General features: G+C 64.1%; 28 protein-coding genes. 14 read left to right on the top strand and 14 right to left on the bottom strand.

Annotated elements, in window-relative coordinates; all coding sequences use genetic code 11:
* Positions 1-19: 19 nt before the first annotated feature.
* Positions 20-1297, bottom strand: a complete 1278-nt coding sequence (gene purD / locus LB571_RS15990; RefSeq protein ID WP_140617310.1) for a phosphoribosylamine--glycine ligase — start codon at positions 1295-1297, stop codon at positions 20-22.
* Positions 1298-1448: 151 nt separating this feature from the next.
* A complete protein-coding gene (locus LB571_RS15985) occupies positions 1449-2270 on the bottom strand; it encodes a phytanoyl-CoA dioxygenase family protein (RefSeq protein ID WP_224595821.1) in 822 nt (273 codons plus the stop codon).
* A 90-nt stretch (positions 2271-2360) separates the two neighbouring features.
* Between LB571_RS15985 and LB571_RS15980 the strand changes: the two genes are divergently transcribed.
* Together LB571_RS15980 and ubiA are read left to right on the top strand one after the other, a co-directional pair.
* Positions 2361-3272 (top strand): LysR family transcriptional regulator, encoded by a 912-nt coding sequence (locus tag LB571_RS15980; RefSeq protein WP_224523536.1) that lies wholly within the window; start codon positions 2361-2363, stop codon positions 3270-3272.
* 68 nt (positions 3273-3340) lie between these two features.
* Complete coding sequence (gene ubiA, locus LB571_RS15975) at positions 3341-4324, top strand: 4-hydroxybenzoate octaprenyltransferase (protein ID WP_224595946.1); 984 nt, start codon at positions 3341-3343, stop codon at positions 4322-4324.
* A 41-nt stretch (positions 4325-4365) separates the two neighbouring features.
* Here ubiA and LB571_RS15970 read toward each other — a convergent pair whose 3' ends face one another.
* The 3 genes from LB571_RS15970 to LB571_RS15960 all read right to left on the bottom strand — a co-directional run bounded on the left by LB571_RS15970 (position 4366) and on the right by LB571_RS15960 (position 7537).
* The gene (locus LB571_RS15970; RefSeq protein WP_041163896.1) at positions 4366-4932 is read right to left on the bottom strand and encodes a DUF6101 family protein; all 567 of its coding nucleotides are present in this window, start codon (positions 4930-4932) and stop codon (positions 4366-4368) included.
* A gap of 190 nt (positions 4933-5122) precedes the next feature.
* Entirely contained in the window at positions 5123-6553 is a 1431-nt protein-coding gene (locus LB571_RS15965; RefSeq protein ID WP_015318831.1) for an FAD-binding oxidoreductase, read from the bottom strand.
* A 9-nt stretch (positions 6554-6562) separates the two neighbouring features.
* On the bottom strand, positions 6563-7537 hold the full coding sequence (locus LB571_RS15960) for an L-threonylcarbamoyladenylate synthase (RefSeq protein WP_224595818.1): 975 nt from the start codon (positions 7535-7537) through the stop codon (positions 6563-6565).
* Positions 7538-7696: 159 nt separating this feature from the next.
* Between LB571_RS15960 and LB571_RS15955 the strand changes: the two genes are divergently transcribed.
* A complete protein-coding gene (locus LB571_RS15955; protein WP_140661433.1) occupies positions 7697-8167 on the top strand; it encodes a hypothetical protein in 471 nt (156 codons plus the stop codon).
* A 175-nt stretch (positions 8168-8342) separates the two neighbouring features.
* Positions 8343-8729, top strand: a complete 387-nt coding sequence (locus LB571_RS15950) for a hypothetical protein (protein WP_015318834.1) — start codon at positions 8343-8345, stop codon at positions 8727-8729.
* A gap of 71 nt (positions 8730-8800) precedes the next feature.
* Here LB571_RS15950 and LB571_RS15945 read toward each other — a convergent pair whose 3' ends face one another.
* Together LB571_RS15945 and glyS are read right to left on the bottom strand one after the other, a co-directional pair.
* Positions 8801-9088: a hypothetical protein gene (locus LB571_RS15945; protein WP_015318835.1), complete on the bottom strand. Its 288-nt coding sequence runs from the start codon at positions 9086-9088 to the stop codon at positions 8801-8803.
* Positions 9089-9286: 198 nt separating this feature from the next.
* Positions 9287-11674 (bottom strand): glycine--tRNA ligase subunit beta, encoded by a 2388-nt coding sequence (gene glyS / locus LB571_RS15940; protein WP_224595816.1) that lies wholly within the window; start codon positions 11672-11674, stop codon positions 9287-9289.
* Positions 11675-11869: 195 nt separating this feature from the next.
* On the opposite strand from glyS, the gene LB571_RS15935 reads away from it, so the two are divergent.
* A complete protein-coding gene (locus tag LB571_RS15935; protein ID WP_181166353.1) occupies positions 11870-12046 on the top strand; it encodes a hypothetical protein in 177 nt (58 codons plus the stop codon).
* Positions 12047-12049: 3 nt separating this feature from the next.
* On the opposite strand, the gene LB571_RS15930 is transcribed toward LB571_RS15935, so the two are convergent.
* Positions 12050-12994, bottom strand: a complete 945-nt coding sequence (locus tag LB571_RS15930; protein WP_140617319.1) for a glycine--tRNA ligase subunit alpha — start codon at positions 12992-12994, stop codon at positions 12050-12052.
* A gap of 196 nt (positions 12995-13190) precedes the next feature.
* Here LB571_RS15930 and LB571_RS15925 point away from each other — a divergent pair, with 196 nt between their 5' ends.
* A complete protein-coding gene (locus LB571_RS15925) occupies positions 13191-13652 on the top strand; it encodes a GNAT family N-acetyltransferase (protein WP_224595813.1) in 462 nt (153 codons plus the stop codon).
* Between the two features lie 74 nt (positions 13653-13726).
* Here LB571_RS15925 and LB571_RS15920 read toward each other — a convergent pair whose 3' ends face one another.
* The 5 genes from LB571_RS15920 to LB571_RS15900 form a co-directional block, all read right to left on the bottom strand.
* A complete protein-coding gene (locus LB571_RS15920) occupies positions 13727-15502 on the bottom strand; it encodes a tetratricopeptide repeat protein (RefSeq protein ID WP_140617320.1) in 1776 nt (591 codons plus the stop codon).
* 142 nt (positions 15503-15644) lie between these two features.
* Positions 15645-16094 (bottom strand): DUF1284 domain-containing protein, encoded by a 450-nt coding sequence (locus tag LB571_RS15915; protein WP_224595810.1) that lies wholly within the window; start codon positions 16092-16094, stop codon positions 15645-15647.
* Positions 16091-16684 carry a biotin transporter BioY gene (locus LB571_RS15910; RefSeq protein ID WP_140661438.1) on the bottom strand — a complete coding sequence of 198 codons (594 nt, stop codon included), beginning with the start codon at positions 16682-16684 and terminating at the stop codon, positions 16091-16093. Before LB571_RS15910 ends, LB571_RS15915 begins: the two co-directional genes overlap by 4 nt.
* Positions 16685-16790: 106 nt before the next feature.
* On the bottom strand, positions 16791-17459 hold the full coding sequence (locus LB571_RS15905; RefSeq protein WP_140788101.1) for a GntR family transcriptional regulator: 669 nt from the start codon (positions 17457-17459) through the stop codon (positions 16791-16793).
* A 100-nt stretch (positions 17460-17559) separates the two neighbouring features.
* On the bottom strand, positions 17560-18576 hold the full coding sequence (locus LB571_RS15900; protein ID WP_015318844.1) for a polyprenyl synthetase family protein: 1017 nt from the start codon (positions 18574-18576) through the stop codon (positions 17560-17562).
* Between the two features lie 188 nt (positions 18577-18764).
* On the opposite strand from LB571_RS15900, the gene LB571_RS15895 reads away from it, so the two are divergent.
* The 6 genes from LB571_RS15895 (at position 18765) to moaB (ending at position 22469) form a co-directional block, all read left to right on the top strand.
* A complete protein-coding gene (locus tag LB571_RS15895; protein WP_015318845.1) occupies positions 18765-18989 on the top strand; it encodes a DUF2007 domain-containing protein in 225 nt (74 codons plus the stop codon).
* Entirely contained in the window at positions 18989-19789 is an 801-nt protein-coding gene (locus tag LB571_RS15890; protein ID WP_015318846.1) for a tRNA1(Val) (adenine(37)-N6)-methyltransferase, read from the top strand. Before LB571_RS15895 ends, LB571_RS15890 begins: the two co-directional genes overlap by 1 nt.
* A gap of 78 nt (positions 19790-19867) precedes the next feature.
* Positions 19868-20731 (top strand): S49 family peptidase, encoded by an 864-nt coding sequence (locus LB571_RS15885; RefSeq protein ID WP_140724898.1) that lies wholly within the window; start codon positions 19868-19870, stop codon positions 20729-20731.
* An 82-nt stretch (positions 20732-20813) separates the two neighbouring features.
* Positions 20814-20999, top strand: coding sequence for a membrane protein (locus LB571_RS15880; RefSeq protein WP_015318848.1), 186 nt, complete (start codon positions 20814-20816; stop codon positions 20997-20999).
* Positions 21000-21004: 5 nt separating this feature from the next.
* The gene (locus LB571_RS15875; RefSeq protein ID WP_015318849.1) at positions 21005-21928 is read left to right on the top strand and encodes a 4-(cytidine 5'-diphospho)-2-C-methyl-D-erythritol kinase; all 924 of its coding nucleotides are present in this window, start codon (positions 21005-21007) and stop codon (positions 21926-21928) included.
* Positions 21915-22469 (top strand): molybdenum cofactor biosynthesis protein B, encoded by a 555-nt coding sequence (gene moaB / locus LB571_RS15870; RefSeq protein ID WP_015318850.1) that lies wholly within the window; start codon positions 21915-21917, stop codon positions 22467-22469. The genes LB571_RS15875 and moaB overlap by 14 nt, the downstream gene beginning before the upstream one ends.
* Positions 22470-22497: 28 nt before the next feature.
* On the opposite strand, the gene LB571_RS15865 is transcribed toward moaB, so the two are convergent.
* Entirely contained in the window at positions 22498-23025 is a 528-nt protein-coding gene (locus LB571_RS15865; RefSeq protein WP_015318851.1) for a glycosyltransferase, read from the bottom strand.
* 150 nt (positions 23026-23175) lie between these two features.
* On the opposite strand from LB571_RS15865, the gene LB571_RS15860 reads away from it, so the two are divergent.
* Positions 23176-24330 carry a PA0069 family radical SAM protein gene (locus LB571_RS15860; protein ID WP_041163509.1) on the top strand — a complete coding sequence of 385 codons (1155 nt, stop codon included), beginning with the start codon at positions 23176-23178 and terminating at the stop codon, positions 24328-24330.
* A 152-nt stretch (positions 24331-24482) separates the two neighbouring features.
* A complete protein-coding gene (locus LB571_RS15855) occupies positions 24483-25178 on the top strand; it encodes a ribonuclease HII (RefSeq protein WP_015318853.1) in 696 nt (231 codons plus the stop codon).
* The last annotated feature ends 99 nt before the right edge of the window (positions 25179-25277 follow it).

Here is a 25277-nt window from a genome sequence, read left to right as displayed (position 1 = left end):
CCGCCACCCGGTCGGAGCTTCAGCCGGCCTGCTCGCGTGCCACGGCCTGCCAGCCTATGTCGCGGCGGCAGAACCCGTCCGGCCAGTCGATGCGGTCGAGGGCGGCATAGGCCCGCGCCTGCGCCTCTCCGACCGTGGCGCCGCTCGCCGTGACATTGAGCACACGGCCGCCATTGGCGACCAGCGCACCGCCATTGATTGCGGTGCCGGCATGGAAAATCTGGACGCCTTCACCAGCGGCGTCCTCGACGCCGCGGATGACGGAGCCTTTCTCCGGTGTGCCGGGATAGCCCCTGGCCGCCATCACGACGGTCAGCGCCGCCTCGTCACGCCAGCGCACCGACATATGCGCGAGCTGGCCATCGGTCGCGGCATTGAGCAGCACCAGCAGGTCATCCCTGAGCCGCATCATCAGCACCTGGCACTCGGGATCGCCGAAGCGGGTGTTGTATTCGATCAGCTTCGGCCCGCTTTCCGTGATCATCAATCCGGCGAACAGAATCCCGGCGAAAGGCGCGCCAAGCTCGGCCATGCCGCGCATCGTCGGCTCGATGATCTCGCGCATGGTGCGCTCGATCATGTCAGGCGTCATTACCGGGGCCGGCGAATAGGCGCCCATGCCGCCGGTGTTGGGACCGACGTCGCCATCACCGACGCGCTTGTGGTCCTGCGCGGTGCCGAAGGGAAGCGCCGTGGTGCCGTCGCAGAGGCAGAAGAAACTCGCCTCCTCGCCGGTCATGAATTCCTCGACCACCACCTCCGCGCCGGCAGCACCGAAGGACCCGTCAAAGCAGGAAGCGAGTGCCGCCCGTGCCTCGTCCATCGTCATGGCGACGGTGACACCCTTGCCGGCTGCGAGCCCGTCGGCCTTGATGACGATCGGCGCGCCCGTCTTCTCGACATAGGCCTTGGCCGAGGCCAGGTCGCCGAACCGGCCATAGGCGGCGGTCGGAATGTTGTACCGGGCGCAGAGGTCCTTGGTGAAACCCTTCGAACCTTCCAGCCGCGCGGCGGCCTTCGAAGGCCCGAAGACGCGGATGTTTTCGGCGCGCAGATCATCGGCGATGCCGGCGACGAGCGGCCCTTCCGGGCCGACCACGACGAGATCGATTTTCTTCTCCCGGCAGAAGGCAACGACCGCGGCATGATCGGTGATATCAAGCTTCACCAGTTCGGCCTCGCCGCCGATGCCCGGATTGCCGGGGGCCGCGTAGAGCTTGGTCAGCAGCGGCGAAGCGGCGATCTTCCAGGCCAGCGCATGTTCGCGGCCGCCGGAGCCGAGAAGAAGAACGTTCATGGCCACCTCTTGATGCCGCCTATCCCATAGAGAAAACAACCCGCTATTGCTCTCTGGGCGACGGGTCAAGGCATCAGGGTGGATTGCGCACGGGAACGTTATCCCTGTCGAATAGGGCGCCGGCCACCACCGCCCCTATTCCGGCGCTCGTTCAGCCCTGAAAGACCACCGGAAACCAATCCTCGCGCAGCTTCTGTCCCGGCTGCATGCCATGGCCGTGATAGGGCGGCGAGGTGCGGCCCGGTCGCTCGACATAATGGGCATCGTCGCCGACCCAGCGCAGCGACAACGCCCGGCGCCGGGCCGCGGTCATATTGCCGCGCGCGCCGTGTGCCGTCCTGAAGTCGAACAGGATGGCGTCGCCCGGCTCCATCTCCCATTCGACAACTTTCATCGACGGATCGGTGTCGGGATCGGGCACCGGACGATAATCGCCCTCGGCCGCGTAAAAATTGCCGTCGTCCAGCCAGCGCACCGGCAGGATCATCTTGTCCCATCTGTGCGAGCCGGCGATCAGGCGCAGCGTCGCTTCCTTCACCGGATCGATGGGGATCCAGAAGCTCACCGTCTGCTGGCCGTCGACAAAATAATAGGGGATGTCCTGGTGCCACGGCGTCGGTTTCTGCGTACCGGGCTCCTTGACCAGCACATGGTCGTGGAAGAACTGCGCGGTGCGCGACTGCATCACCGCGGCCGCCAGTCGCGCCGCCGGCGAATTGCGCACGACATCGACGAATTCAGGGATACGCTCCCAGTTGCAGTAGTCGTCGAAGAAGCTGCCCTTGCCGCCAGCGATGTCGGACGCGGTGGCGCTGCGGCTCCGCATGTTGCGCTCGATGCCGGCGGCAATCGTGTCGACCCAGCCCTTGAAGGCGCCGCGGATACAGACCGCGCCGTCACGCTGGTAGTCGGCAATTGTCCGCGCATCGATGATTTCGGTGACGATTGGCTGCGTGGCGGTTTGGGAAGCCATGGTGTCCTCCTCTCAGGATCGAGGCCACTATCGCAATGTCCTCTCATTCAGTAAAATAATAACTTCTCATCTGACACATAGGTTTTGGCTATGAGCCTTACGCTCACGCAACTCCGCTATCTCATCGCCGTCGCCCGCCATGGCAGCGTCACCGGCGCGGCGCGAGCGATCAACATTTCGCAGCCGTCGGTTTCAGTGGCCATCGACACCATCGAAAGGGATTTCGGCCAGAAACTATTCGTACGCCAGCGGGGAAGCGGCGTTTCGCTGACCTCGTTCGGCCGTGTCGTGGTAGCGAAGGCAAAGCAGGTTCTTGCCGAGACCGACGAACTCATGAGCCTGGGGGCGGGCAATTCAGCCATCGGTGGCGAGCTGGTGCTCGGCTGCTTCGAGGATCTGGCGCCCTTTTTCGCGCCGGGCCTTATCCGCGCCTTCTCCGAACGTCATCCAGCGGTCGCGGTTGTCGTCCGTGACGAGACGTTCGAGACGCTTGGGCGACGCCTGGCGGACGCCACAGTCGACCTCGGCCTCAGCTACGATCTCGGCCTGCCGTCGCATTTCGCCCGCATCCTGCTGCACGAGCTTCGGCCGCATGCGCTGCTGCCGGCGGGCCATGCACTGGCGGGCCACCCCGAGGTCAGCCTGGCGGATCTGGCCGCCTACCCGCTGATCACGACCGACCAGCCGCATAGCTGGCAGCATATGCTCGACCTGTTCCGCGGCCGTGGCCTGTCGCCGGTGGCCGACATGCGCACAAGTTCGTTCGAACTCCAGCGCAGCATGGTGGCCAACGGCTTCGGCGTCGCGGTCAGCTATACCCGCCCGCATGGCGACCGCAGCTATGACGGCTTGCGCCTCGTCTGCAAACCGCTGTCGGATCCGCTGCCCATGCAGCGCATCATTCTCACCCACGATACGCATCAGCGCGTGTCGAATGCGGCGCTGGCTTTCATCGCGGTGGCGAAAGTCTGGTTTTCCACACGCGACATCTTCGCGTCGTGACGGTTGGCGGGCCGCCGCTCCTCCGCTTGCCGCTTGACGGTTTCCGCCACTGCTGCCACTCCATGCCGATGGAACCTGTCCAGTCAAAAGCGGCCCAGGGTCGCGTCGCCGATGCGCCGAACCGCCATTGGGTCTATCGCGTGCTGCCGCGCGCGATCTGGCCCTATGCGCAGCTGGCGCGGTGGGACAGGCCGATCGGCTGGCAGTTGCTTTTGTGGCCATGCTGGTGGTCGGCGTCACTTGCGGCGAGCGCCTATCCGCGCCCAGGCGACCCGCTGCTCTCGCTGCTGCCGGCGCCCTTGTACCTTGTGCTCTTCCTGATTGGCGCCATCGCCATGCGTGGCGCCGGGTGCACCTATAACGACATTGTCGACCATGACATCGATAACCAGGTCGAACGCACCCGCTCACGCCCGCTACCGTCCGGCCAGACCACGCGCCGGCGGGCCTGGCTGTTTCTTGTCCTGCAGGCCCTGGTCGGCCTGGCGGTTCTCCTGCAGTTCAACAGCTTTGCCATTCTGCTCGGCGTCTGCTCGCTGGTGATCGTCGCTGTCTATCCATTCACGAAGCGGATAACCAACTGGCCGCAACTGTTTCTCGGCCTCGCCTTTTCCTGGGGCGCGCTGATGGGGTGGGCGGTCGAGTTCGGTGATCTCGATGGCCCCGCCATCATGCTCTATATCGGTTCGATCCTGTGGGTGATCGGCTATGACACGATCTATGCCCACCAGGACAAGGAAGACGACGCCATTGTCGGCGTACGTTCGACCGCGCGGCTGTTCGGCGACAACACCAAGGCATGGCTCGCGGGGCTTTATGGCGGTACGCTGATCTGCTTCGCCATCGCCTTCGCCTCGGCGCAGGCCCCGGTGGTGGCACTGGCGGGATTGATCGCCGCCGGCGCCCACATGGCCCGGCAGATCGCGGTTCTGGATATCGACGATCCAGACCAGTGCCTGCGGCTGTTTCGGTCGAATAACCAGGTCGGCTGGCTGATCTTCCTCGGCCTGATCGGCGGCGCACTGTGGGTGGCGCTGAAGCCGCTGGTGTAGTGGCTTTTCCTTCTCCCCGTCTCTATACGGGGAGAAGAACGCTAGTCTCTTGAAATGATCTCCTCACCGCCGATCACCAGCCTGAGGCCGAGGTCACCGGCTCTGCGGCGGGCAAGGAAGCGGGGGCGGCGCATATTGGAAACGCGGCCCTTGCGGCGCTCCCGCGGCGGCAATGTCTTGATGGCGGCGCCGAGCGATTCTTCCAGGGTGCGGGCGACGCCATCGGATTCGATCAGCAGCATCGGCAGACGGTAGGCGTCGGCCCAGGCGCGCCAGTCGGCGGCGACGTCTTCGAGATCGTCGGCCACCAGCAGCGGCACCGACAGCATCGGATCGTTGTGCAGGAGTTCCAGGGTCACCGTGACATTGCCTTCCGGATCCTCCATCGCACGGGCGGCGACGCCGCGAAATGCATTGGCGGGCAGCACGATGATCGCCGGCAGGCCGCTCATCTCGAGCAGGCGGCGGATCACCGCGCCGCGCTGGTCGATGGTGAAGGTTACGTCGCCATAATCGTCGCGCGTGGCATAGCTCACCACCTGCGGCAGGCGGAATGGGTCGAGACGCATGTTGCGTCCCGCCCAGACTGGCTTCAGTCCAGTGTTCACGTTCATAGAGCGCCTTCCTGTCTGTCTCCTGAGAGCCGGTGTCCGGTTCTCTCCGGGCCAGTTTTCCCGGCCTCGTTATGGGGAAACAGTAGCGCCGGCTCCTTACCGCCGCGCTTAAGAAAGTCGGTTAAATTTTGCTGATCTCAGGGATGGTTATCGGAATGCCACCAGCCACAGGATGGTGAAAGGATCAGATAACCTTACCAGGATTCATGATGCCCGCCGGATCGAAGGCAGCCTTTACCCGGCGCATCAGATCGATGGCCATCGGCGGCGCGGTGGCGATCAGTTCGTCGCGCTTCAACTGACCGATGCCGTGCTCGGCCGAGATCGAACCGTGCAGGCTGCGCACCACGTCATGCACGGCCTTGTTCATCGCATGATAGAGCGCCAGGAACGCCTCGTCGTCGCCATCGACGGGCCGTGAAATGTTATAATGGAGGTTGCCGTCTCCCATATGGCCGAAACAGACCACGCGGGCGCCGGCGCTCACTGACGCCACGGCGCCGGCGGCCTCCCTTATGAAGCGCGGTATCGATGCGATCGGCACCGAAATGTCGTGCTTGATCGAAGCGCCTTCCGGCTTTTGTGCCTCGGGCAACAGCTCGCGAAAATCCCAGAAGGCATCGCCCTGCCCGAGGCTGGCGGCGATGACGGCATCGCCGACGAATTCCTGCTCTAGACCCGCCGAAAGCACATCCTCGATCAGCGCCCGAGAATCCTCCGCCGAGCGGCCGGACGATATCTGCATCAGCACGTACCAGGGCCAGTCTTCGGCCAGCGGCCGCACGACGCCCTGGGCGTGCGCAAGGGTAAAGTCATACGGGCGCTTGCCGATCAGTTCGAAGGCCGTGAGTGCGGCCCCGGCGCGGTCCATGGCCAGGCTGAACAGGGAAAGGGCGGCTTCGGGCGACGACAGGCCGACGAAGGCGACGTCCGTCCCCTTCGGCTTCGGGAACAGTTTGAGCACGGCGGCGGTGATGACACCGAGCGTGCCTTCGGCGCCGACGAACAGGTTCTTCAGGTCGTAGCCGGTGTTGTCCTTCTTCAGTTTGCGCAAATCGTCGAACACCTCGCCGGTCGGCAGCACCACCTCGACGCCGAGGCACAGTTCGCGCGCATTGCCATAGGCCAGCACGCCGGTGCCGCCGGCATTGGACGACAGGTTGCCGCCGATCTGGCAGGAGCCTTGCGCGGCGAGCGACAGCGGAAACAGCCGGTCGGCGGCATCGGCCGCTTCCTGCAAGGTCTGCAGGATGACACCGGCCTCGACCGTGACCGTATTGGACAGCACATCGATCTCGCGGACGCGGTTCAGCCGCGATAGCGACAGGACGATCTCGCGACCGGATCTGTCCGGCACCTGCGCGCCGACCAGCCCGGTGTTGCCGCTTTGCGGCACGATCGGCGTTCCGGTCTCTGTCGCCAGCCGCATGATCCGGCTGACCTCGTCGACGCTGCCCGGCCGCAGCACCAGGGACGTCGCGCCGTGCCAGAGGCCGCGTCGCTCGATCAGATAAGGCGCGATGTCCTGCTGGTCGCGCAGCGCATATTTGTCGCCGACGATCGCCGCGAAACGATCGATGAGGGCGGGATCGAGTGTCTTTGCGGTTGCGGTCATCTGGGAAAACTACGTTGTGGGCTGTGCGTTGTCACGAGGAGCGGCGGCACGGGAGAGCCGGTCGTTGATGGCCTCGCCGAGCCCGTCAAAGGGAATTGGCTCGACGGCGATAATCCGCGCGCCGCTACGGTCCAAATCCTGCATGTAGGCAAAGAGATTGCTTGCCGCTTCACGCAGGTCACCTGACAGCGAGAGGTTGAGGAAAGCGGTCGCGCCGCGCCAGCCTTCCGCGCGCTGGTCGCCGAAGGCAAGCAACGCTTCTCCTTCACCAACCGTGCCGGCATTGAGCCGAACAGCCGCGCCCGGTGCGTAGTGCGAGGCAAGCATGCCCGGCGCCTCGACGCCGGCAATGCCGCCGCGCAGCAGCTCCACGCGGATGGCCGCCTCGATCTCGTCGGCGGCAATGCCGCCGGGCCGAAGCAGGCGCAACCTTTCGCCTTCGGCCTTGACGATGGTCGATTCCAGCCCGACCGGCGTGGCGCCACCATCGACCACCAGTTTGATGCGCCCGCCTAAATCCGCAGCCACCGCCTGCGCCGTCGTCGCGCTGATCTTGCCGGATGAGTTGGCGCTGGGCGCGGCAAGCGGTCGGCCAAGCCTGGCGATCAGGTCGCCGCCAAAACCCCTCGGCATGCGCACGGCGATCGTGTCGAGCCCGGCCGTGACCAGCGGATGAATGCCGTTGCCGGGGCGCTGTGGCAGTACCAGCGTCAGCGGACCCGGCCAGAAGGCAAGCGCGAGCTTCCTGGACAGCGGATCGAACGAGGCGATGCGCTCGGCCATCGCCATGTCGGCGACATGGGCGATCAGCGGATTGAAACGCGGCCGCCCCTTGGCTTCGAAAATGCGCGCCACGCCAATGCCGTTGGTGGCATCGCCGGCAAGCCCGTAGACGGTTTCCGTCGGGATGGCGACGACATCGCCGCCCAGGAGCAGCGCCAACGCCGGTTCCATCGCTTCGCCGACGGCAAGTATTTCAGCCACTCTCGTCACCTCGCGGATGCCGGCTGCGTAATACGACGGGGCCGCCGGGGCAAGCGGGCATTGGCAATTCATCAATTCCTAAAATGCCATCTTTCCACGAAAGCCGGCATCAATCGCCGAGTACTATCGTGCGGCTTCTGGGCAATGGGAGCTATGTCGGTGTCTGTTCGTATCTGGGGAGCGCTTGCCATCACTTTGGCCTCAATGGGTGGCGGGGCTCAGGCCTCGTCGCTGGTCTTTCCCGGTGCGCCGGCCTCGACACCCTCCATCCTTGCGCTGAAGGCGGCCGACGGCAAGGCGAGCGATGTTGTGTCCGTCGTTGTGCTTGGCGAGCCTGACGTCACCTACGAAAAGGTCGCGGCAATCCCCGGCAAGGCCGAGGCGAGGCACTCCTTCGCGCAGAGCCCGATGATCATTAGGGGCGGCGTCGTCGGCGGCGCTTTCTCGACACCCATGCAGGCCAAGGCGCCGGCCGCGGCAACGGCCCCAGCCACCCCAACCGCCCCCGCCACGGCGACAGCCTCGGCAGCCCCCGCGCCGGCAGCGCACGGGAAAGCAGCGGCACCGGCGGCAGCCGCGCCGCCACCGCCAGCCCACCAGCCTGCTTCAGGAGCCGGCAAGGTCAAGTAGCGACCACGCAAACCGGACGGGCAAAATGCGCAGCGGCTTGACGGCGGTCTGGCGTCCTGCGCACCACTGTCCGGCGAATTTCGTCTAGAGTATCTTGCTGGCGGCCCTGCGGCTGATTTTCGCCAAGCGGCTCCAGCGGACGCAATTGCATCGTTCAAGGCAGAGGGGGTTGCTCATGAAAAATTCGAAGACCGTTACCGTGGCAGGGCTTCTGTTGGCGTCATTGCTTGGTGGCGTGGCCCAAGCGGACGACATGCTGGGATCCTATGTCGCGCGCATTTCTGATCGCGACCACCAGGCGAGCGACGGCTATGCGCTGGATGGCGCCGCGCAGATGGTGCGGCAAGACCGCGCCAACTGGCACAAATTCCATCGCCGCGACGGCGACGACGAGGGCGACGCCTGGTTTAGGACCAACGACCAGCGCGCCGACCTGCAGCGCATGCTGGAGCGCCCTGGCGCGATGAGTTCCTCGACCAAGCGCGCCATCGTCAATGGCGAGCCGCTGATCCAGGTCGACGTCTATGAAAACAGCGTGCGCGTCAGCATCCTGGAGAACTGATCAAATCAATTTGGGAAGACGGCGGAAGGGCGGCGCGAAAGCGCCGCCCTCGAGAACCTGTTAACTGAAAATCAGGCTGCTTCTTCCTTGTCGTCGTCGTCTTCGGACTCGCCGTCTTCGGATTCTTCGGCGTCATCGCCTTCGGCCTTCACGGTGTCATCGGCGTCGTCTTCGTCAGACTCTTCACCGTCTTCATCGTCGCCTTCCTCGTCATCGCCATCTCCGTCTTCGTCAGACAGATCAGCGGCTTCGACCGTGATCGCAGCGGCGTGATCGAGGGCGGTTTCGGAAGCGGATTCAAGCGGCTCGGCAGGAGCCGAGGTTTCTTCTGTCACTTCGATTTCGTGATCGGAATTCATGGAAGCCTCCGTTGGGATGGGGAACACGCCCCTTTTGCCACGGAGAGATCATCGTCATATGACTGTAAGCCGGCTCGAAGGGCCGGCCGGAACATATTTTTCCCGGGGCCTGCGGCCCCTCTATCCCGGCGTGATCTCAGGACAAACGGAAACCGTTTGTCCGAGAAAATCGGTGCCGACTTTTCGGCAAAGTGCTTCTCAACCAGCGATTTTCGAGAAATCCGCGACCTGACCGGTAGCCGTGCGAATGCGCGCGAGCAGCGCCAGTCGGTTGGCACGCACGGACAGGTCCTCATCATTCACGAGAACATGCTCAAAGAATGAATCAACGGGTTCACGCAACACGCTAAGCGCCAGCATGGCAGCCGAAAAGTCTTGGTTTTGAATCGCTTCGCCGGCTTGCTTCTCGGCCTGATTCACCGCGGCAAACAGCGACTTCTCCGCATCTTGCTGGAACAACGCCGGCTCGACGGTTTCGGCGACCGCCGTTTTCTTCTTCTCCTCGGCCGCCAGAATGTTGGCGGCACGCTTGGTACCGGCGAGCAGGTTCTTGCCGTCCTCGGTGTCGAGGAAAGAGCCGAGCGCCTCGACGCGGCGCACGATCTGCAGGAGGTCATCGGACTGTGGAGTAATGACCGCATCGATGAGGTCGTGGCGCGCGCCCTGGTCGCGAAGGTAGACTTTCAGGCGATCGTGGAAGAAGGCGAGGAGGTCGCGGTGAGGGTTGGCAAAATCAAAAACCGGCCCCTTGATCTCAATGTGATACCGTGAGCCATCTTCTTCAGATTTTGAATCTTCGAACTTCTCAAGATCGAATTGCCTACGCGCAAATCTGATCGCTCTTTCCAACAACTCGCGATCGACCTGCTCCACCTGATCGTCCTCGATCGATTCGATAATGTTGTCGAAATCATCGCGGTAAAAATCATCGGAAGTCAGATCGTCAACTATAGACACTTTCGGTCGATAGCTGGGTTCTATAACCTCGTACACCGGCAATTGCAGAAGTGGATATCGAATCCCGTTCTCAATCAAAATTCTCACCACCCCGAGCGCCGCCCTTCGCAACGCGTACGGATCCTTGGATCCCGTCGGCTTCTCGTTGATTGTCCAGAAACCGACCAGCGTGTCGAGCTTGTCGGCCAGCGCCACAGCGATCGATACCGGATCGGTCGGCACACGATCGGACGGGCCCTGCGGTTTGTAATGCTCCTCGATCGCTGCGGCGACCGAGGAATGCTCGCCTTGCAGCAGCGCGTATTTGCGGCCCATGGCGCCCTGCAGCTCGGGAAATTCGCCGACGATTTCGGTAGTGAGATCGGCCTTGGCCAGAACGGCAGCGCGACCTGCAGGCAAACGATCGGCGCCAACGACCGGCGCCAATTCTTCCGCCAATCGCTTGATGCGCCCCACCCGCTCGCCCTGCGTGCCCAGCTTGGCATGGAAGGTCACATTGAGATGGTCGAGCCGCGCCATGCGCTGGTCGAGCGGCTTCTTCAGATCGAGGCCGAATTTTTCGGCAGATGCCCGGAGCTGGTCGAGATCGGGCAGGTCGCCCTGGTCGGTCGTCCAGAAATAAAGCGCGTCGGACAGGCGAGCGCGCACCACCTTGCCGTTGCCGTGGGCGATCTCCTTGCCGCCGTCCTTCGCCTCGATGTTGGCGGTGAGGATGAAGCGGTTGGAAAGCGCCTCGCTTTCCCCCTGCGGCCGCGTGACAAAACACTTCTGGTTGGCGCGGATGGTCAACCGGATCACTTCCGCCGGAATGGCAAGGAAAGCCTGCTCGAACTCGCCCATCAGCACGACAGGCCACTCGACCAGCCCGGACACTTCTTCAAGCAGCCCCTCATCCTCGACCAGGTCGAGCCCGTTGGCGAAGGCGAGGTTGCGGGCGTCGGCGAGGATGATCTCCTTGCGACGGTCGGCGTCGAGCACGACCTTGCCCGCCTCCAGCTTGCCCACATAATCGTCGAAGCGGCGCACGGTGATTTCGCCGGGCGCGAGGAAACGGTGGCCGTAGGTGATGTTGCCCGAACGGATGCCGTCGATCTCGAAATCGACCACCACCGGCTCCTCGGTCTCGGGGCCGAAGGTGCACAGGATCGACTGCAGCGGGCGCACCCAGCGCAGCGAGCCCGGTTTGGCCGAGGCCGGTCCCCAGCGCATCGACTTCGGCCACGGAAAATCGCGGACGAGGTCAGGCACCAGTCCGGCGATGATCTCTTCGGCCGCCCTGCCCGGCTTCGAAATATGGGCGACGTAGAAGTCGCCCTTCTTCGGGTCGGAATGGACATGCGCCTCGGCGATCGAAGACAGGCCGGCCTTGCGCAGGAAGCCCTGGAGCGCCTGTTCTGGCGCCGATGTCGACGGACCCTTGATTTCCTCGTGAATGTCTTTTGAGCGTGCGGTGAGCCCGCGTATATCGAGCGTCAGGCGCCGGGGCGTCCAATACTCACGCGCCGCCTCATAGGTGAGACCCGCCTCGACCAGACCGTCGGTCAGCATCTTCTTCAAATCGCCCGCCGCCTTGCGCTGCATGCGGGCAGGAATTTCCTCGGAACGAAGTTCAAGAAGCAGGTCAGGCATCGGGGTCAGCTCATGCGGGAGAGTGGTCCGGGCGGGGCATAGCAACTCGGCTGGCCGCTGTCACCCTTTCCATAAATTTCAATAGGCCTGTCGGGACGAGCCGAACCCGCCCGTCCTTGGATCAAAGATTTCCATGAACCGAAAGCTGCGCTGAAGCGACCCACGCTCAGACAGGGAACTATTGGCTGAACGACAATGAAAACGGCATCCAGACTTCTTCAGATCCTTGCGCTCAGCGCCTGCTTCACCGCGCAGGCCCACGGCGCCTTCTCGATGCCGGGCGTGCGGCAGGCGCTAAGGACAATGGCTGGTCCGAGCGGCCAGATCCTGCCGCCGATCAATGCTTCCCTCGAAATGACCGAGGGCGCTTGATGCTCAGGCCGCCAATCCACCGGCCTGCGTCTTCAAGAACGCCTCGCCGCAGGCTTTCGCCAGATTGCGCACACGCAGAATGTAGCTCTGGCGCTCGGTGACAGAGATCACGCCACGCGCGTCCAGCAAATTGAAGACATGGCTGGCCTTGATGCACTGGTCATAGGCCGGGAAGACCATCTTGTGCATCGGCAGATTGTCGTTCGAGGCCGGCGCGCCGGCCTCGAGCAGCGCCTTGCACTCGGCCTCGGCGTCCTCGAAATGCCTGAGCAGCATCGCCGTGTCGGCGTATTCGAAATTGTGGCGCGAATATTCCTGCTCGGCCTGCAGGAACACATCGCCATAGGTCACCTTGTCGGCGCCCTCGCGGCCGTTGAAGTTGAGGTCGTAGACATTGTCGACGCCCTGCACATACATGGCCAGGCGCTCCAGGCCGTAGGTGAGTTCCCCCGCCACCGGCGCGCATTCGATGCCGCAGACCTGCTGGAAATAGGTAAACTGCGACACCTCCATGCCGTCGCACCAGCATTCCCAGCCAAGCCCCCAGGCGCCCAAAGTCGGGCTTTCCCAATCGTCCTCGACGAAGCGTATGTCGTGCAGCAGAGGATCGACGCCGATCGCCGCAAGCGAGCCGAGGTAAAGCTCCTGCAGGTTCGGTGGATTGGGCTTCAGGATCACCTGGTACTGGTAATAGTGCTGCAGCCGGTTGGGATTCTCGCCATAGCGGCCGTCCTTGGGACGGCGCGAAGGCTGGACGTAGGCGGCGTTCCAGCCCCTGGGCCCTAGCGCGCGCAACGTCGTTGCCGGGTGAAAGGTGCCGGCGCCGACCTCCATGTCATAGGGCTGGAGGATGACGCAGCCATAAGCCGCCCAGTAATTGTGCAAAGTGAGGATCAGCCCCTGGAATGAGCGGCTGGGATGCATATGGGCTGGGATTTCAATCGTCACGGTGGCCTCGGCGACACAGGCTAGCTTGCGGCCACGTCCTAGAGACACGGCGGCGAAGCGTCAAGCAAGGCGCGCGCCCGCGACCTTTGCAGGACCGGTCGAAAGCTTTGTGAGCGGCTGGCCCATTGCCGGACGTGGCGACCTGCGCTCTCTTCGAAGCCCTGTATCACCTATGTCAACGACGACAGGTCAAGCCATGTCCAACCCCGTCACCATCCGCCCCGTCACGCGCCAGGATTTCGACCGATGGCTGCCGCTGTGGGACGGCTACAACGCTTTCTATGGCCGTTCGGGCGAGACGGCGCTGGCAAGCGACATCACGGCAATGACGTGGTCCCGCTTCTTCGACGCCTATGAGCCAGTGCATGCGCTGGTCGCGGAAAACGAAGGCGAGTTGCTTGGCCTCGTCCACTACCTGTTCCACCGCAGCACGACGGCAATCGCGCCGAACTGCTATCTGCAGGATCTTTTCACCAACGAAGCCTCGCGCGGCAAAGGCGTCGGCCGGGCGCTGATCGAAGGCGTCTACGAGCGCGCCAAGGAGGCCGGTTCCGGCCGAGTATACTGGCTGACGCATGAAACCAATCACACCGCCATGAAGCTATATGACAAGGTCGGCGAACGCTCTGGCTTCGTCGTCTATCGAAAGATGTTCTGAGCGCGTTCTGAGCAGACGGACATCAAAACGAAAACGGGGCTCCGAGAGCCCCGTTCGGATTCCAAAAAGGCGTTTCACCCCTTCGGGGCGGGAACCGGCTCCGGCTTGACCTTCGGGGTCTCCTGCGCCGTGTTGGACTCGATCGGCGGCAGGCCCTTCATCAGCTTCTGTTGCAAGGAGGCAAGCACGTCGGGATCCGGCTTCAGGTCGCGGGCCTGGTTCCATTGGAAGGTGGCTTCCAGCTTGCGGCCGACGCGCCAGTAGGCATCGCCGAGATGGTCGTTCAGAACCGGATCTTCCGGCTTCAGCGAGACCGCGCGTTCCATCTCGCGCACCGCGTCATCGAACCGGCCGAGGCGGAAATAAGCCCAACCCAGGGAATCGACGATGTAGCCGTCGCTCGGCTTGAGATCGACGGCCTTCTGGATCATCTCCAGCCCTTCCTTCAGGTTGGTGTTCATGTCGACCCAGGAATAGCCGAGATAGTTCAGCACCTGCGGCTGGTCTGGCTGCAATTCCAGGGCCTTGCGGAAATTCGGCTCGGCCTTTGGCCATTCCTTCAGCCGCTCATAGGCGATGCCGCGCTGGTAGAAGATGTTCCAATTGGCGGCGGTCGGTGTCTTCAGCACCTCGACGGCCTTGTCGTAGAGATTGGCGGCGGAGCGGAAATCCTCCTTCGAGGAGTAGACACCGCCGAGCGCCAGATAGGCGCGCATGTCGTTTGGATGAGCTTCGACGAAGGCCTTCAAATGCGTGATCGCCTCGTCATGGCGGTCGAGATCGGCAAGGTTGAGGCCAAGCTGCAGGTCCGAAATCTCCTTCAGTGGCGAAGAGTCGGGGATGCGCCGATAGAGTGCGATGGCGCCCTCGCCGTTCTTCAGCTGTTCGGCCACGGCGGCGAGCTGCACGAGGGCAGCGTCGCTGTCGGGCTTCAGGGCCAAGGCATATTGCAAATAAAGGCGCACGAATGGCTCGCCGCCGCCACGGTTGAGCGCGGTGGCAAGATCGAGCAGGATTTCGGAAGCACCGTCGGACGGACCGGACACGAAGGGCGCGATCTTGTCGCCCTTGCTGATCCTGTCGCGCAAGGCGACGATTTCCAGCTTGCCCGGCGAGAACGCCTCGGCCTGGTCGAGAACCGACATCGCCTTGGCCTTGTCGCCCTTACGGGCCAGGAACGAGGCATAGGCCTGCGCATTGCGCATCCAGGTTTCAGGCGCCGCACCGCCGGCGGTGGTGTCCTGCATCGTCGCGGCATAGATAGCCTCGGCCTTTTCAGGCATACCAGACGCATCGGCGATCAGGGCGCGGTGGAAGGATTTGAACAGGCCGAACCAGTCCGGCCCCTGCAGCTTGTCGATAGAAACCATCGCTTCGCTGGCCTGGCCGGCACCTTGCTCGGCCCAGCCGGACATGACGCCGGAGATCAGCCGGTCGAGATCGGATTCCAGCGACAGCTTGAGCCAGTATTGTGCCTTGGTGAAATCCTTCTTGTGGAAGGTGTCGACCGCCAGCGCCAGGCGCGAGAAGCGTTCGACATCGGGCACTTCCTTGAGCTTGTCGGCATAGACCAGCGATTCGTCGAAGCGGCCTTGAGCGATCAGCGACAGCATCAGGCTCTGCTGCAGGGCTGTGTCACCAGGATTGAAGGCCAGGGCTTGCTTGTAATAGGCGATGGCGCTGTCGAGGTCGTTGTCGCCCTCGGCGATCCTGGCAGCCAGATAGGCGCCCGAGAATGACGAGATCTTGACCGGTTCGGTGGATTGCTTGGCATAGGCCGGCAATGCCGAAATCGCCATGCCCGTCACAATTGCCAGCCTTGTCAGCCAGCGCGCACGTCCTTGCTGCATCATATCCCTTTCAGCCAGGCGCCATCTCCGCGTCAGCGGATCGACCCAGACTCGATCTTTCCAGGCAAAGCATGGCCTTTTTGGGGTCGCGCTTCAATCCGCCTGAAATTCACAATCGGGTCACCCGATTAACAAACCATGGCTAAATGGGACGGTTTTGCGCGTCAACAGGCCGCCGCAGCCGCGTATCGCGATAGCCGCCGCTTGCCACCGCGCCGCACAGCCCGCTCCATTCGCAGCCGCCGCACGCCTTGCGCACGTGGCCGGTCGAAAACGCCTGCCGCAGCCTTGTCAGGATGGCGGCATCGAGATCGAGGCGGATGCCGTGCCGGATCGGCCGAGCCAGCAGCGCTTCCACGTCTTCCGCGGCCTGCCGGTCCCGCCCGGCCGCGCCGTCACGCAGGCAGTGCGGTTCCGGCTCGCCAAGCAACGGAGCGCAGATGTCGTCTGGTCCGGAAACGAGGAGGATGTCCTCGCCCCGGCTCAAGCGCTCCGCGATTCCGTCATGATTGGCGGTGAAAGCGGGGCTGTATCCCTTGCCCACATAGGTGAGCAGGCAAAGGAGATGGTGGGCGCGCAGCCTGACCGTCACGGCTTCGGCAAGTTCATCTTGCCGCGCGGGAGCGCCATCAGCGTCGCGGCGCCAAGCGCCGATTTCAGCAACCCGCCGACGATGAACGGCACGAAGCCGAAGGTGATGGCCTTCTCGGCGCCGATCATGACGGCAAGCCAGGCTGTGCCGAGAGCCAGGCAGGCAAGATTGCCGAGCAGCATGGCGGCGAAGGCAGGCAAAACCCTGTTGCCGTTCCAGCCGCGCTCGGCCAACCAACCGACCAGTGCGCCGGTGACAGGAAAGGCAAAGAGATAGCCACCCGTCGGGCCCACGAAATGCTGAATGCCGGCAGCGCCGCCGGCCAGGACTGGAAAGCCGACAGCACCTTCGACCAGCCATGCGGCGATCGTCACCGCGCCAAGCCGCCAGCCATAGAGCGCACCGATCAGCGTCACGGCGAAGGTCTGCATGGTCACCGGAACCGGCACCATCGGAACCTCGATGTAAGAGGACAGCGCCAGGAAGAGCGTGCCGAGCACGACGGCGCCGGCCTGCCAACCGAGCGATCGCTGCTGGAGACGCAGCGGGCTGAAGGACGGTCTGGCGGACGAGAATGCGAGGTTGGTCATAGGCTTCCCTTCGGTCGATCCGAATTATAGATAATTTCTGTTTTCGATCTATTATCGAATCCACATTTCTGGAGCGATAGCAAGCCTGGGCTTGGGAAAAGATCGTTCAACCCACGATCGCGAAAGCTTCGCGCGTGGCGCCGGAGGCTGTCTTGACCGGCTTGCGGCCAATCCATTGGACATGCCGTCCCAATGTTGCCGCGGCCGATTCGGTGTTTCCCTGCCGCAAGGCGGTGAGGATCGCCCGGTGGTCCTGGTCGGTGCGCGTCTCCCACTCCGAGCGCCAGGCCGCGAACAGGAAGCGGGCGCTCGCCGCGTGCAGGTCGTCTATGGTGGCAAGCAGGCGGGGCATGCCACAGGGCGTCAGGATCAGCCGGTGAAAGGCGCGATTGGCCTCTTCCCACGACCTGACGTCATGGGATTTGTCGCCGGCTTTTGTCGCCTCCTCGGCCTGGTCGAGAATGGCCGAGGTCAGATGCGGCGCGGCTTGGCGCAGTGCCAGCACTTCGAGTGCGGCTCGCATCTCGGCGACCTCCTTGACCTCGCTCAGATCGAAGGCCGCGACACGCACGCCACGGCGCGGCTCACTGACGGCGAGGCCCTGCGCCTCGAGGCGGCGAAAGGCCTCGCGCACGGGAACGTGGCTGGTATTGAATTCCTCGGCGACATGATCCTGCCGCAACCTCGCCCCTGGCTCGATCGCGCCGGAGATGATGCGGTCCGCCAAAACCTTGCCGATGCGGACCGCGATGGTGTCGTCAGTGCCCTTGGCCATGTTTTATAGATAATTTGCGACTGGGCTGCTTGTCGAGACGGCAGGGCGAATTCACAGGCGTCTTTTCACTGACGGCCGCCGGCAGGAAGCCGTCAGGCGCTCAGTTCACGCGGCTGATGCAGAAGTCGATGACGTCGATCAGCGCCGATTTCTGCGGCGTCTCTTCCAGCGGCGCCAGCGCGTCGCGGGCGATCTCGCCGAAATGGCGGGCGCGCCCGATCGTGTCGGCAATGGCGCCGTGGCGGGTCATCAGGCCGATCGCCTTTTCCAGCCCGGCGTCGTCGGTGACATTGTCCTCGATGGCGCGCTTCCAGAAGGTGCGTTCGGCCTTGCTGCCGCGCCGGTAGGCGAGGATGACCGGCAAGGTCACCTTGCCCTCGCGGAAATCGTCACCGACATTCTTGCCCAGATCCTTGCTGGTGCCGCCATAGTCCAGCGCATCATCGATCAGCTGGAAGGCAAGGCCGAGATTCATGCCGTAGGAACGCAGCGCCGCACGGTCGTTGCGGGTCGCCTGGGCGATGACCGGGCCAACCTCGGCGGCGGCCGAAAACAGCGCGGCGGTCTTGGCCTTGATGACGGCGAAATGCTCGTCCTCGGTGGTTTCGAGGTTCTTGGCGGCGGCCAGCTGCATGACCTCGCCCTCGGCGATAATCGAGGCTGCGCTGGACAGGATGTCGAGCGCTTCGAGCGAGCCGACATCGACCATCATGCGGAAGGCCTGGCCGAGCAGGAAGTCGCCGACCAGCACGCTGGCCTGGTTGCCCCAGATCATGCGGGCGGTCTTCTTGCCGCGCCGCATGCCGCTTTCATCGACCACGTCGTCATGCAGAAGCGTGGCCGTATGCATGAATTCGACCGAAGTGGCGAGCTTGACGTGGCCCTCGCCGGCATAGCCGAACATCTGTGCCGCAGCCAGCGTCAGCATTGGCCTGAGCCGCTTGCCGCCGGACGAGATCAGGTGATTGGCGACCTCGGGGATCATCTCGACGTCGGAGCCGGCCTTGGACAGGATCAGCTCGTTGACACGTCCCATATCGGCAGCAGTCAGATCGATGAGATCCTTGATGGAGGCGGGCTCCCGCTTCCCGTTTTCGATGTTGAGAACGACACCCACGACAATCACTCCCGTCTTGGTATAACGCGTGCGACGGCACCCTTAGTCCCGACAAGACTCTAGGGCCGCTGGCACGGCCACGGCAAGTGGCGAATTGGCGCGGCGGCGGCGACAGCGTGTCAACGCCGGGAAATGCGGGAATGCGGCCGCACGTTTACATGCACGCCGCAACCTGCGAGTTTCTTGCGATGATAGAGCTCATCCGCACCAACGACGCCGTCATCATCTCCTTTGTCGAATCGCTGATGCGCGATGCCGGGATCGGCTGCTTCGTCGCCGACCAGAACATGAGCGTGCTCGACGGCTCGCTTGGTATCCTGCCGCGACGCGTCATGGTCGATGCCGACCAGGCCGACGCCGCGCGCCGCATCCTGACCGATGCCGGCATCGCCAACGAGATCCGGGGGAAATAATGTCGGCCGCGCCAGCCGCCCTTGTCCCGGATACGCCGGCCCACACGGTCGACGCGTTCCACCGCGGCCGGTTCTGGCTCGTGCAGCCCAAGCATGGCGGCCATCGCGCCGGGATGGATGCAATGATGCTGGCCGCATCCGTACCGTCCTCGTTTGGCGGACGGCTCGCCGATTTCGGGGCCGGCGCCGGTGCTGCCGGTCTTGCGGTGCTGTCGCGCTGTCCGGGTGCCCAGGCTGTGCTGGTCGAACGCGCGCCTGAGATGGCGGCCTTCGCGGCAGCCACGCTTGCCCATCCGGGCAACGCGCACCTCAGCGATCGCGCTGCCGTGCTCGTCGCCGATGTCACCGTGTCGGGCCGCGCCCGGGCCGCCACCGGCCTTGCCGACAATGATTTCGACTTCGTCATCATGAACCCGCCTTTCAACGCCGCACGGGACCGCGCCACACCCGAGCCGCTAAGAAAGGAAGCGCACGTCATGGAGGACGGGCTGTTCGAAAGCTGGATCCGCAGTGCGGCGGCGGTTGTCAGGCCGCGCGGCGGACTTGCCGTCATCGCCCGGCCCGAGCAGCTCGGCGCCATTCTCGACGCGATTTCAGGCCGCTTCGGCGAAGCCGAGATGCTCGCCGTGCACCCTCGCCCGGACGCGGCCGCAATCCGCATTATCGTGCGGGCGGCACTTGGGGCACGAGGAAAGCTCGCCATCCGTCCGCCCCTGATGCTTCACGCGCGATCGGGCAACGGCCCCGACGAGCGCAGCGAAATGATCACCAACGGGCTCGCCTCGCTGTTCGGAGACTGAGCTGTTGGCGGCCTACACATTGCCGTTGGCCGGGAAATCCCTACATGCCTGCAACCCATCGCCGGAGACCACGCCATCGTGAAACGTCTTTTCAACCGCCTGCTGCCGAAGTCCTGGCGCTCCTCCGTCGTCACCGTTCCGGTCATCCGACTGCACGGCACCATCATGGCCGGCGGAGGCCAGTTCCGGCCGAGCCTGTCGCTTGCTTCCACCGCCGGACTGATCGAAAAGGCGTTTTCCTTCGAGGCGCCGGCGGTCGCGATCTCGATCAATTCGCCGGGCGGCTCGCCGGTGCAGTCACGGCTGATCTTCAAGCGCATCCGCGACCTTGCGGTCGAGAAGAATAAAAAGGTTCTGGTCTTCGTCGAGGATGTCGCGGCGTCCGGCGGCTACATGATCGCGGTCGCCGGCGATGAGATCTTCGCCGATCCCTCCTCCATCGTCGGCTCGATCGGCGTGGTGTCGGCCTCGTTCGGTTTCCCGGAACTGATGAAGAAGATCGGCGTCGAGCGCCGTGTCCACACCGCCGGCCAGAACAAGGCGGTGCTCGATCCGTTCAAGCCCGAGAAGAAGGAAGACGTCGAGCGGCTCAAGGTGCTGCAGCTCGAAGTGCACGAGACCTTCATCGATCTGGTCAAGGAGCGCCGCGGTACGAAGCTGGCGGACGATCCGGACCTGTTCACCGGGCTTTTCTGGACCGGCAAGCGAGGCCTGGAGCTCGGCCTCGTCGATGCGCTGGGCGACATGCGCACGGTGCTGAAGACCCGCTTCGGGCCGAAGACCCAGCTCAGGCTGGTGGCGGCGCCGCGCGGTTTGTTCGGCCGCTTTGGCCTGTTCGGCTCGAGCAAGGGCTTTTCGGCGCCCGATATCGCGGCGGCTGCCGCCAGCGGCGTCATCAATGCGGCGGAAGAGCGCGCATCGTGGGCGCGCTTCGGGCTTTGAAAAAGCCATGAAAGCGTCTAGCATGGTTGCCCGAAAGACCCGACCGGCCGGTCTTACCGGCCCAGCGTGGTAGGAGTTTGACATGCCGCAGCTCATTTTTTTCGCCGTCGTCGGCGTCGCCGCCTATTTCGGTTACCGCACCTTCGTGCGCGAGGCTGAACGCGTGACGGCCAAGGTGCGGCGCACCGAAAAACAGGCGGCCAACGGCGCGATGGGAACGCTGGTCAAGGATCCGCAGACCGGCGAATACCGGCTGGCCAAGGACTGACCCTCATTTCACTCGCAATCGAGACTGCGGAATCGGGTCAGCGTGTCCGGACATGGGCCGCACCCGCCAAGATAAACCTAGCTTTGCACGTCACCGGCAGGCGCGCCGACGGCTATCATCTCATCGAAAGCCTGGCTGTGTTCACGCGCTTTGGCGACAGGATCGAGATCGCGCCGGCCGACGCCGATGAGTTCAGCGTGTCCGGCCGCTATGCGGCGGACGTACCGCTCGATGGCGGCAATCTTGTGCTGAAGGGCCGCGACGCCCTGCGGCAGGCCGCCGGCGTTCGGAGCACGCCGCCGGTAAGCATCAGGCTCGAAAAGAACCTTCCGGTCGCATCCGGCGTGGGCGGAGGGTCGAGCGACGCGGCGGCCGTGCTGCGCGGGCTGACCGAGAGCTGGGGGCTGGAGCTCGATAGCGCCGAACTGGCGCGGATCGGTCTTTCGCTTGGCGCCGATGTGCCGATGTGCCTGGCGGCAAAGCCGCTGGTCGCGCGCGGCATCGGTGAGGAACTGTCGATGGTGCCGGATTTTTCAGCACTGGGTCTCGTGCTGGTCAACCCGGGCGTGCCGGTCTCGACGACGGAAATCTTCGCCGCACTCTCCCGTCGCGATAATGAGCCGCTGCCGCCGCTGCCGCGCAGCATCGATTTTCACAGCCTGCGCAACTGGCTGGAAATCACCCGCAACGATCTTGAGCGGCCAGCCCTTGCGATGCAGCCCGCCATAGGCAGGGCGCTTTCATGGCTTGATAAGGCCGGATCGGGCTTTTCACGAATGTCCGGATCGGGCGCGACGTGCTTCGGCCTGTTCGAGACCGGCAATGTCGCCAAGCGCGCGGCGGCCGAGATCCGCGACCGCCAGCCCGACTGGTTCGTCGCGGCAACGCGCAGCATGGCGTCGGAGGCTGGGCGAGATGGCCAGAATTGACGAGAGCCGTGCCTTCATTCCGGTGCGCATCGCGGTGCTGACTGTTTCCGACACACGCAGCCTGGCCGACGACAAATCTGGCCAGACACTGGCCGATCGCATTACCAAGGCCGGCCACATCCTGGCCGCCCGCGATATCGTCACCGACGACCGCGAAAAAATCCGCGACGCCGTTCTGGCGTGGTCGCGGGACAAGGCCATCGACGTCGTGATCACCACTGGCGGTACCGGTTTTACCGGACGCGATGTGACGCCCGAGGCGCTGGAGCCGATCTTCGAAAAGCGCATGGACGGATTTTCGGAAGTGTTCCACCGCATTTCCTATGACAAGATCGGCACCTCGACTATCCAGAGCCGGGCGACCGGCGGTGTCGTCAACGCCACCTTCGTCTTCGTGCTGCCGGGATCGCCCGGCGCCTGCAAGGACGCCTGGGACGGCATCCTCGAGCCACAGCTCGATTACCGGCACATGCCCTGTAACTTCGTCGAGATCATGCCGCGCCTGGACGAACATCTGCGGCGCGGCAAATCGGCGTCGTAAGCAACGCCACGCAGAGCCGTTGCAAAAATCACCCCCCAGAGCGGTGCTGCTGCTTCGGCTGCGCTGGCCAGATTTCGGCGTCGAGCCGTCTGGTCGCCAGCCCGCGCGCTAAGGCCTCGGCGCTGCCGGCATTCTTGGACAGCGATGCCGCCTGTCGCTTGCTGATCACCAGTCCGTCGGCGAGCGCGCGGTTTGCCGAAAAGACCCGGGCCAGGAACGGTGGACGGCTGCCCCGCGCCCGCGAGAACCGGGCCGCTATTGTCTGCCTGGCCGTATGGGCGACGACGGCGTCGATCCAGCCCTCCACCAGCCTCGCACCCGGTTCGAGAAACAGCAGCCAGTCACCCTTGGCCTGGCGGATGCCGGCGGCGATGCCCCCGCTCCCCACATAGTGGCAGCCGGCATGCTCGGCGACGCGATGGGTCTGGTCACTGGAGCCCGTGTCGCAGACGACAACCTCACGCACCACGCCCTCGACCGCGCCGCCAATCAGCGTCGCCAGCGTACGGGCGAGCCCCTCCTCGTCATTGTGCGTTTCAATCAGAACACTGAGCATGATTAGCCGAATAGCGGAAAGCGTTGGTCGGCGCCAGTTTTTGCAGCGCACCATAGAAAGTTCTTGATTTGTTCTCATCGATAAAATAGGAATAATTTCATGAACAGAGCGATTCGACACAACATGGACAGTCCATGGGAGCGGGCGAAGATGGAACCGATCATGCGAGCCGACATTGCAGCCTTCGGAGCAGGACGAGCCGAAATGGCCAATGCAATGATCGAGCAGAGCGGCATGCGGGTCCGTCCGGACCGCAACCGCGGCCGGTCGGCAGGCATCAATCCGTCCGGCCGGTTCGAACCTGTCAGCCGGCATGTCTTCGACGACGGCTGGAGTTCGCTGGAGGAACTTCCTCCCTTTAAGACCGAGGTGCAGGTGGAAAAGCCGCGCACCATCATCACCCGCAACGAATCGCCCGACATCTCCTTCGACCGGTCGATCAATCCCTATCGCGGCTGCGAGCACGGTTGCGTCTATTGCTTCGCGCGGCCGACACACTCGTTCATGGGCCTGTCGCCGGGCCTGGACTTCGAATCCAAGCTGTTCGCCAAGCCCGACGCGGCACGCCTGCTCGACAAGGAATTGTCAAAGGATGGCTACCAGCCGCGCACCATCGCCATCGGCACCAACACCGATCCCTACCAGCCGATCGAGAAGCAGTACCGGATCATGCGCGAAATCCTCGAAGTGCTGGAGGCGCGCGGCCACCCGGTCGGCATCGTCACCAAGTCAGCCCTGGTCGTGCGCGACATCGACATTCTGTCGCGCATGGCGGAGCGGGGCTTGGCCAAGGTGGCGCTGTCGGTGACGACGCTTGACCGCATGCTGGCCAGGACGATGGAACCTCGGGCATCGACGCCGACCAAGCGGCTGGAGGCGATCAGGCAGCTTTCGGATGCCGGTATCCCCGCTTCGGTGATGGTGGCGCCGATCATTCCGGGCCTGACCGACCAGGAGATGGAACGCATCCTCGACTCGGCGCACCATGCCGGGGCGCGCGAAGCCGGCTATGTGGTGCTGCGCCTGCCGCTGGAGGTCAGCCCGATCTTCAAGGATTGGCTGCTGCGCCACTATCCCGACCGCTACCGCCACGTCATGTCGCTGGTCCGTTCGATGCGCGACGGCAAGGACTACGATTCGGAATGGGGCAAGCGCATGAAGGGCGCCGGGCCCTATGCCTGGCAGATCGGCCGGCGCTTCGAAATCACCGCCAAGCGGCTCGGCCTCAATGCCGAGCGGCGTACACTGCGGACCGACCAGTTCGTCGCTGCCGGCAAGGACCAGGAGCAGTTGATGCTGCTCTGAACCGAAAATCGCCTCGGCTGTTCATTGCCGCCGTGGCAAAGAAATCCCGTCCGGCCTGCCCCGGCCTGCAGACGGTGCCCTCCCGGTCCGGCGCCCCACCCGACCCGGAGGGACTTGCGGAGAATCGGAGCCGATGCGAACCTCGCCGCAACATGGCTCGCGCGCGTTCTGATTCTCCGCCTCTCTTCGAAATCGTCGAGAAACCCGATTTCTCCTTCGAGACGAAGGCGATGGCCGATGGTTTGTGGCCGGTCGCGGGGATGGACGAAGCCGGTCGCGGCCCGCTCGCGGGTCCCGTGGTCGCGGCGGCAGTGGTGCTCGACCCCGCCAATATTCCCGAGGGTCTCGACGATTCCAAGCGGCTTAGCCACCTGCAGCGCGAAGCGCTGTTCCTGCACATCATCGGCTCCGCTCTCGGCGTATCGATGGCGTCGATCAGCGCCGAGGGCATCGATGGCACCAACATCCTCAAGGCGAGCCTCGAAGCGATGCGCCGCGCACTGGTCGGGCTGCCGGTGCAGGCTAAGCTCGCGCTCGCGGATGGGCGCGACGTGCCGCCGGGATTGCCCTGCGAGGGGCGCGCGCTGATCAAGGGCGACCAGCGCTCCCAATCGATCGCCGCAGCCTCGATCGTCGCCAAGGTCATGCGCGACCGCATGATGCGCGGCTGCGGCAATCATCACGGCCGCTACGGCTTCGAAGTGCATATGGGCTACGCCACGGTCCGGCACCGCACGGCGATCGAGGCGCATGGGCCAGTGGCTCGGCTGCATCGCACCTCGTTTGCGCCGTTCCGGCTGGGCGGGACTGAAGTGGTTGAGGAAGAGAGCTTGGCCGGGCTGGAGTAGGGCGACGGCAGTGGCAATTCCATCTTCCCCACGAGGGCGGAGATTGGCCGCTTTGACGCGCCGCTTTCTCCCAAACAAAAAAGCCGCCAGGTTGCCCGG

Source organism: Mesorhizobium sp. BR1-1-4 (genome assembly GCF_020165375.1).
Lineage (GTDB): Bacteria > Pseudomonadota > Alphaproteobacteria > Rhizobiales > Rhizobiaceae > Mesorhizobium > Mesorhizobium australicum.
This window is presented reverse-complemented; position numbering and strand designations above follow the sequence as displayed.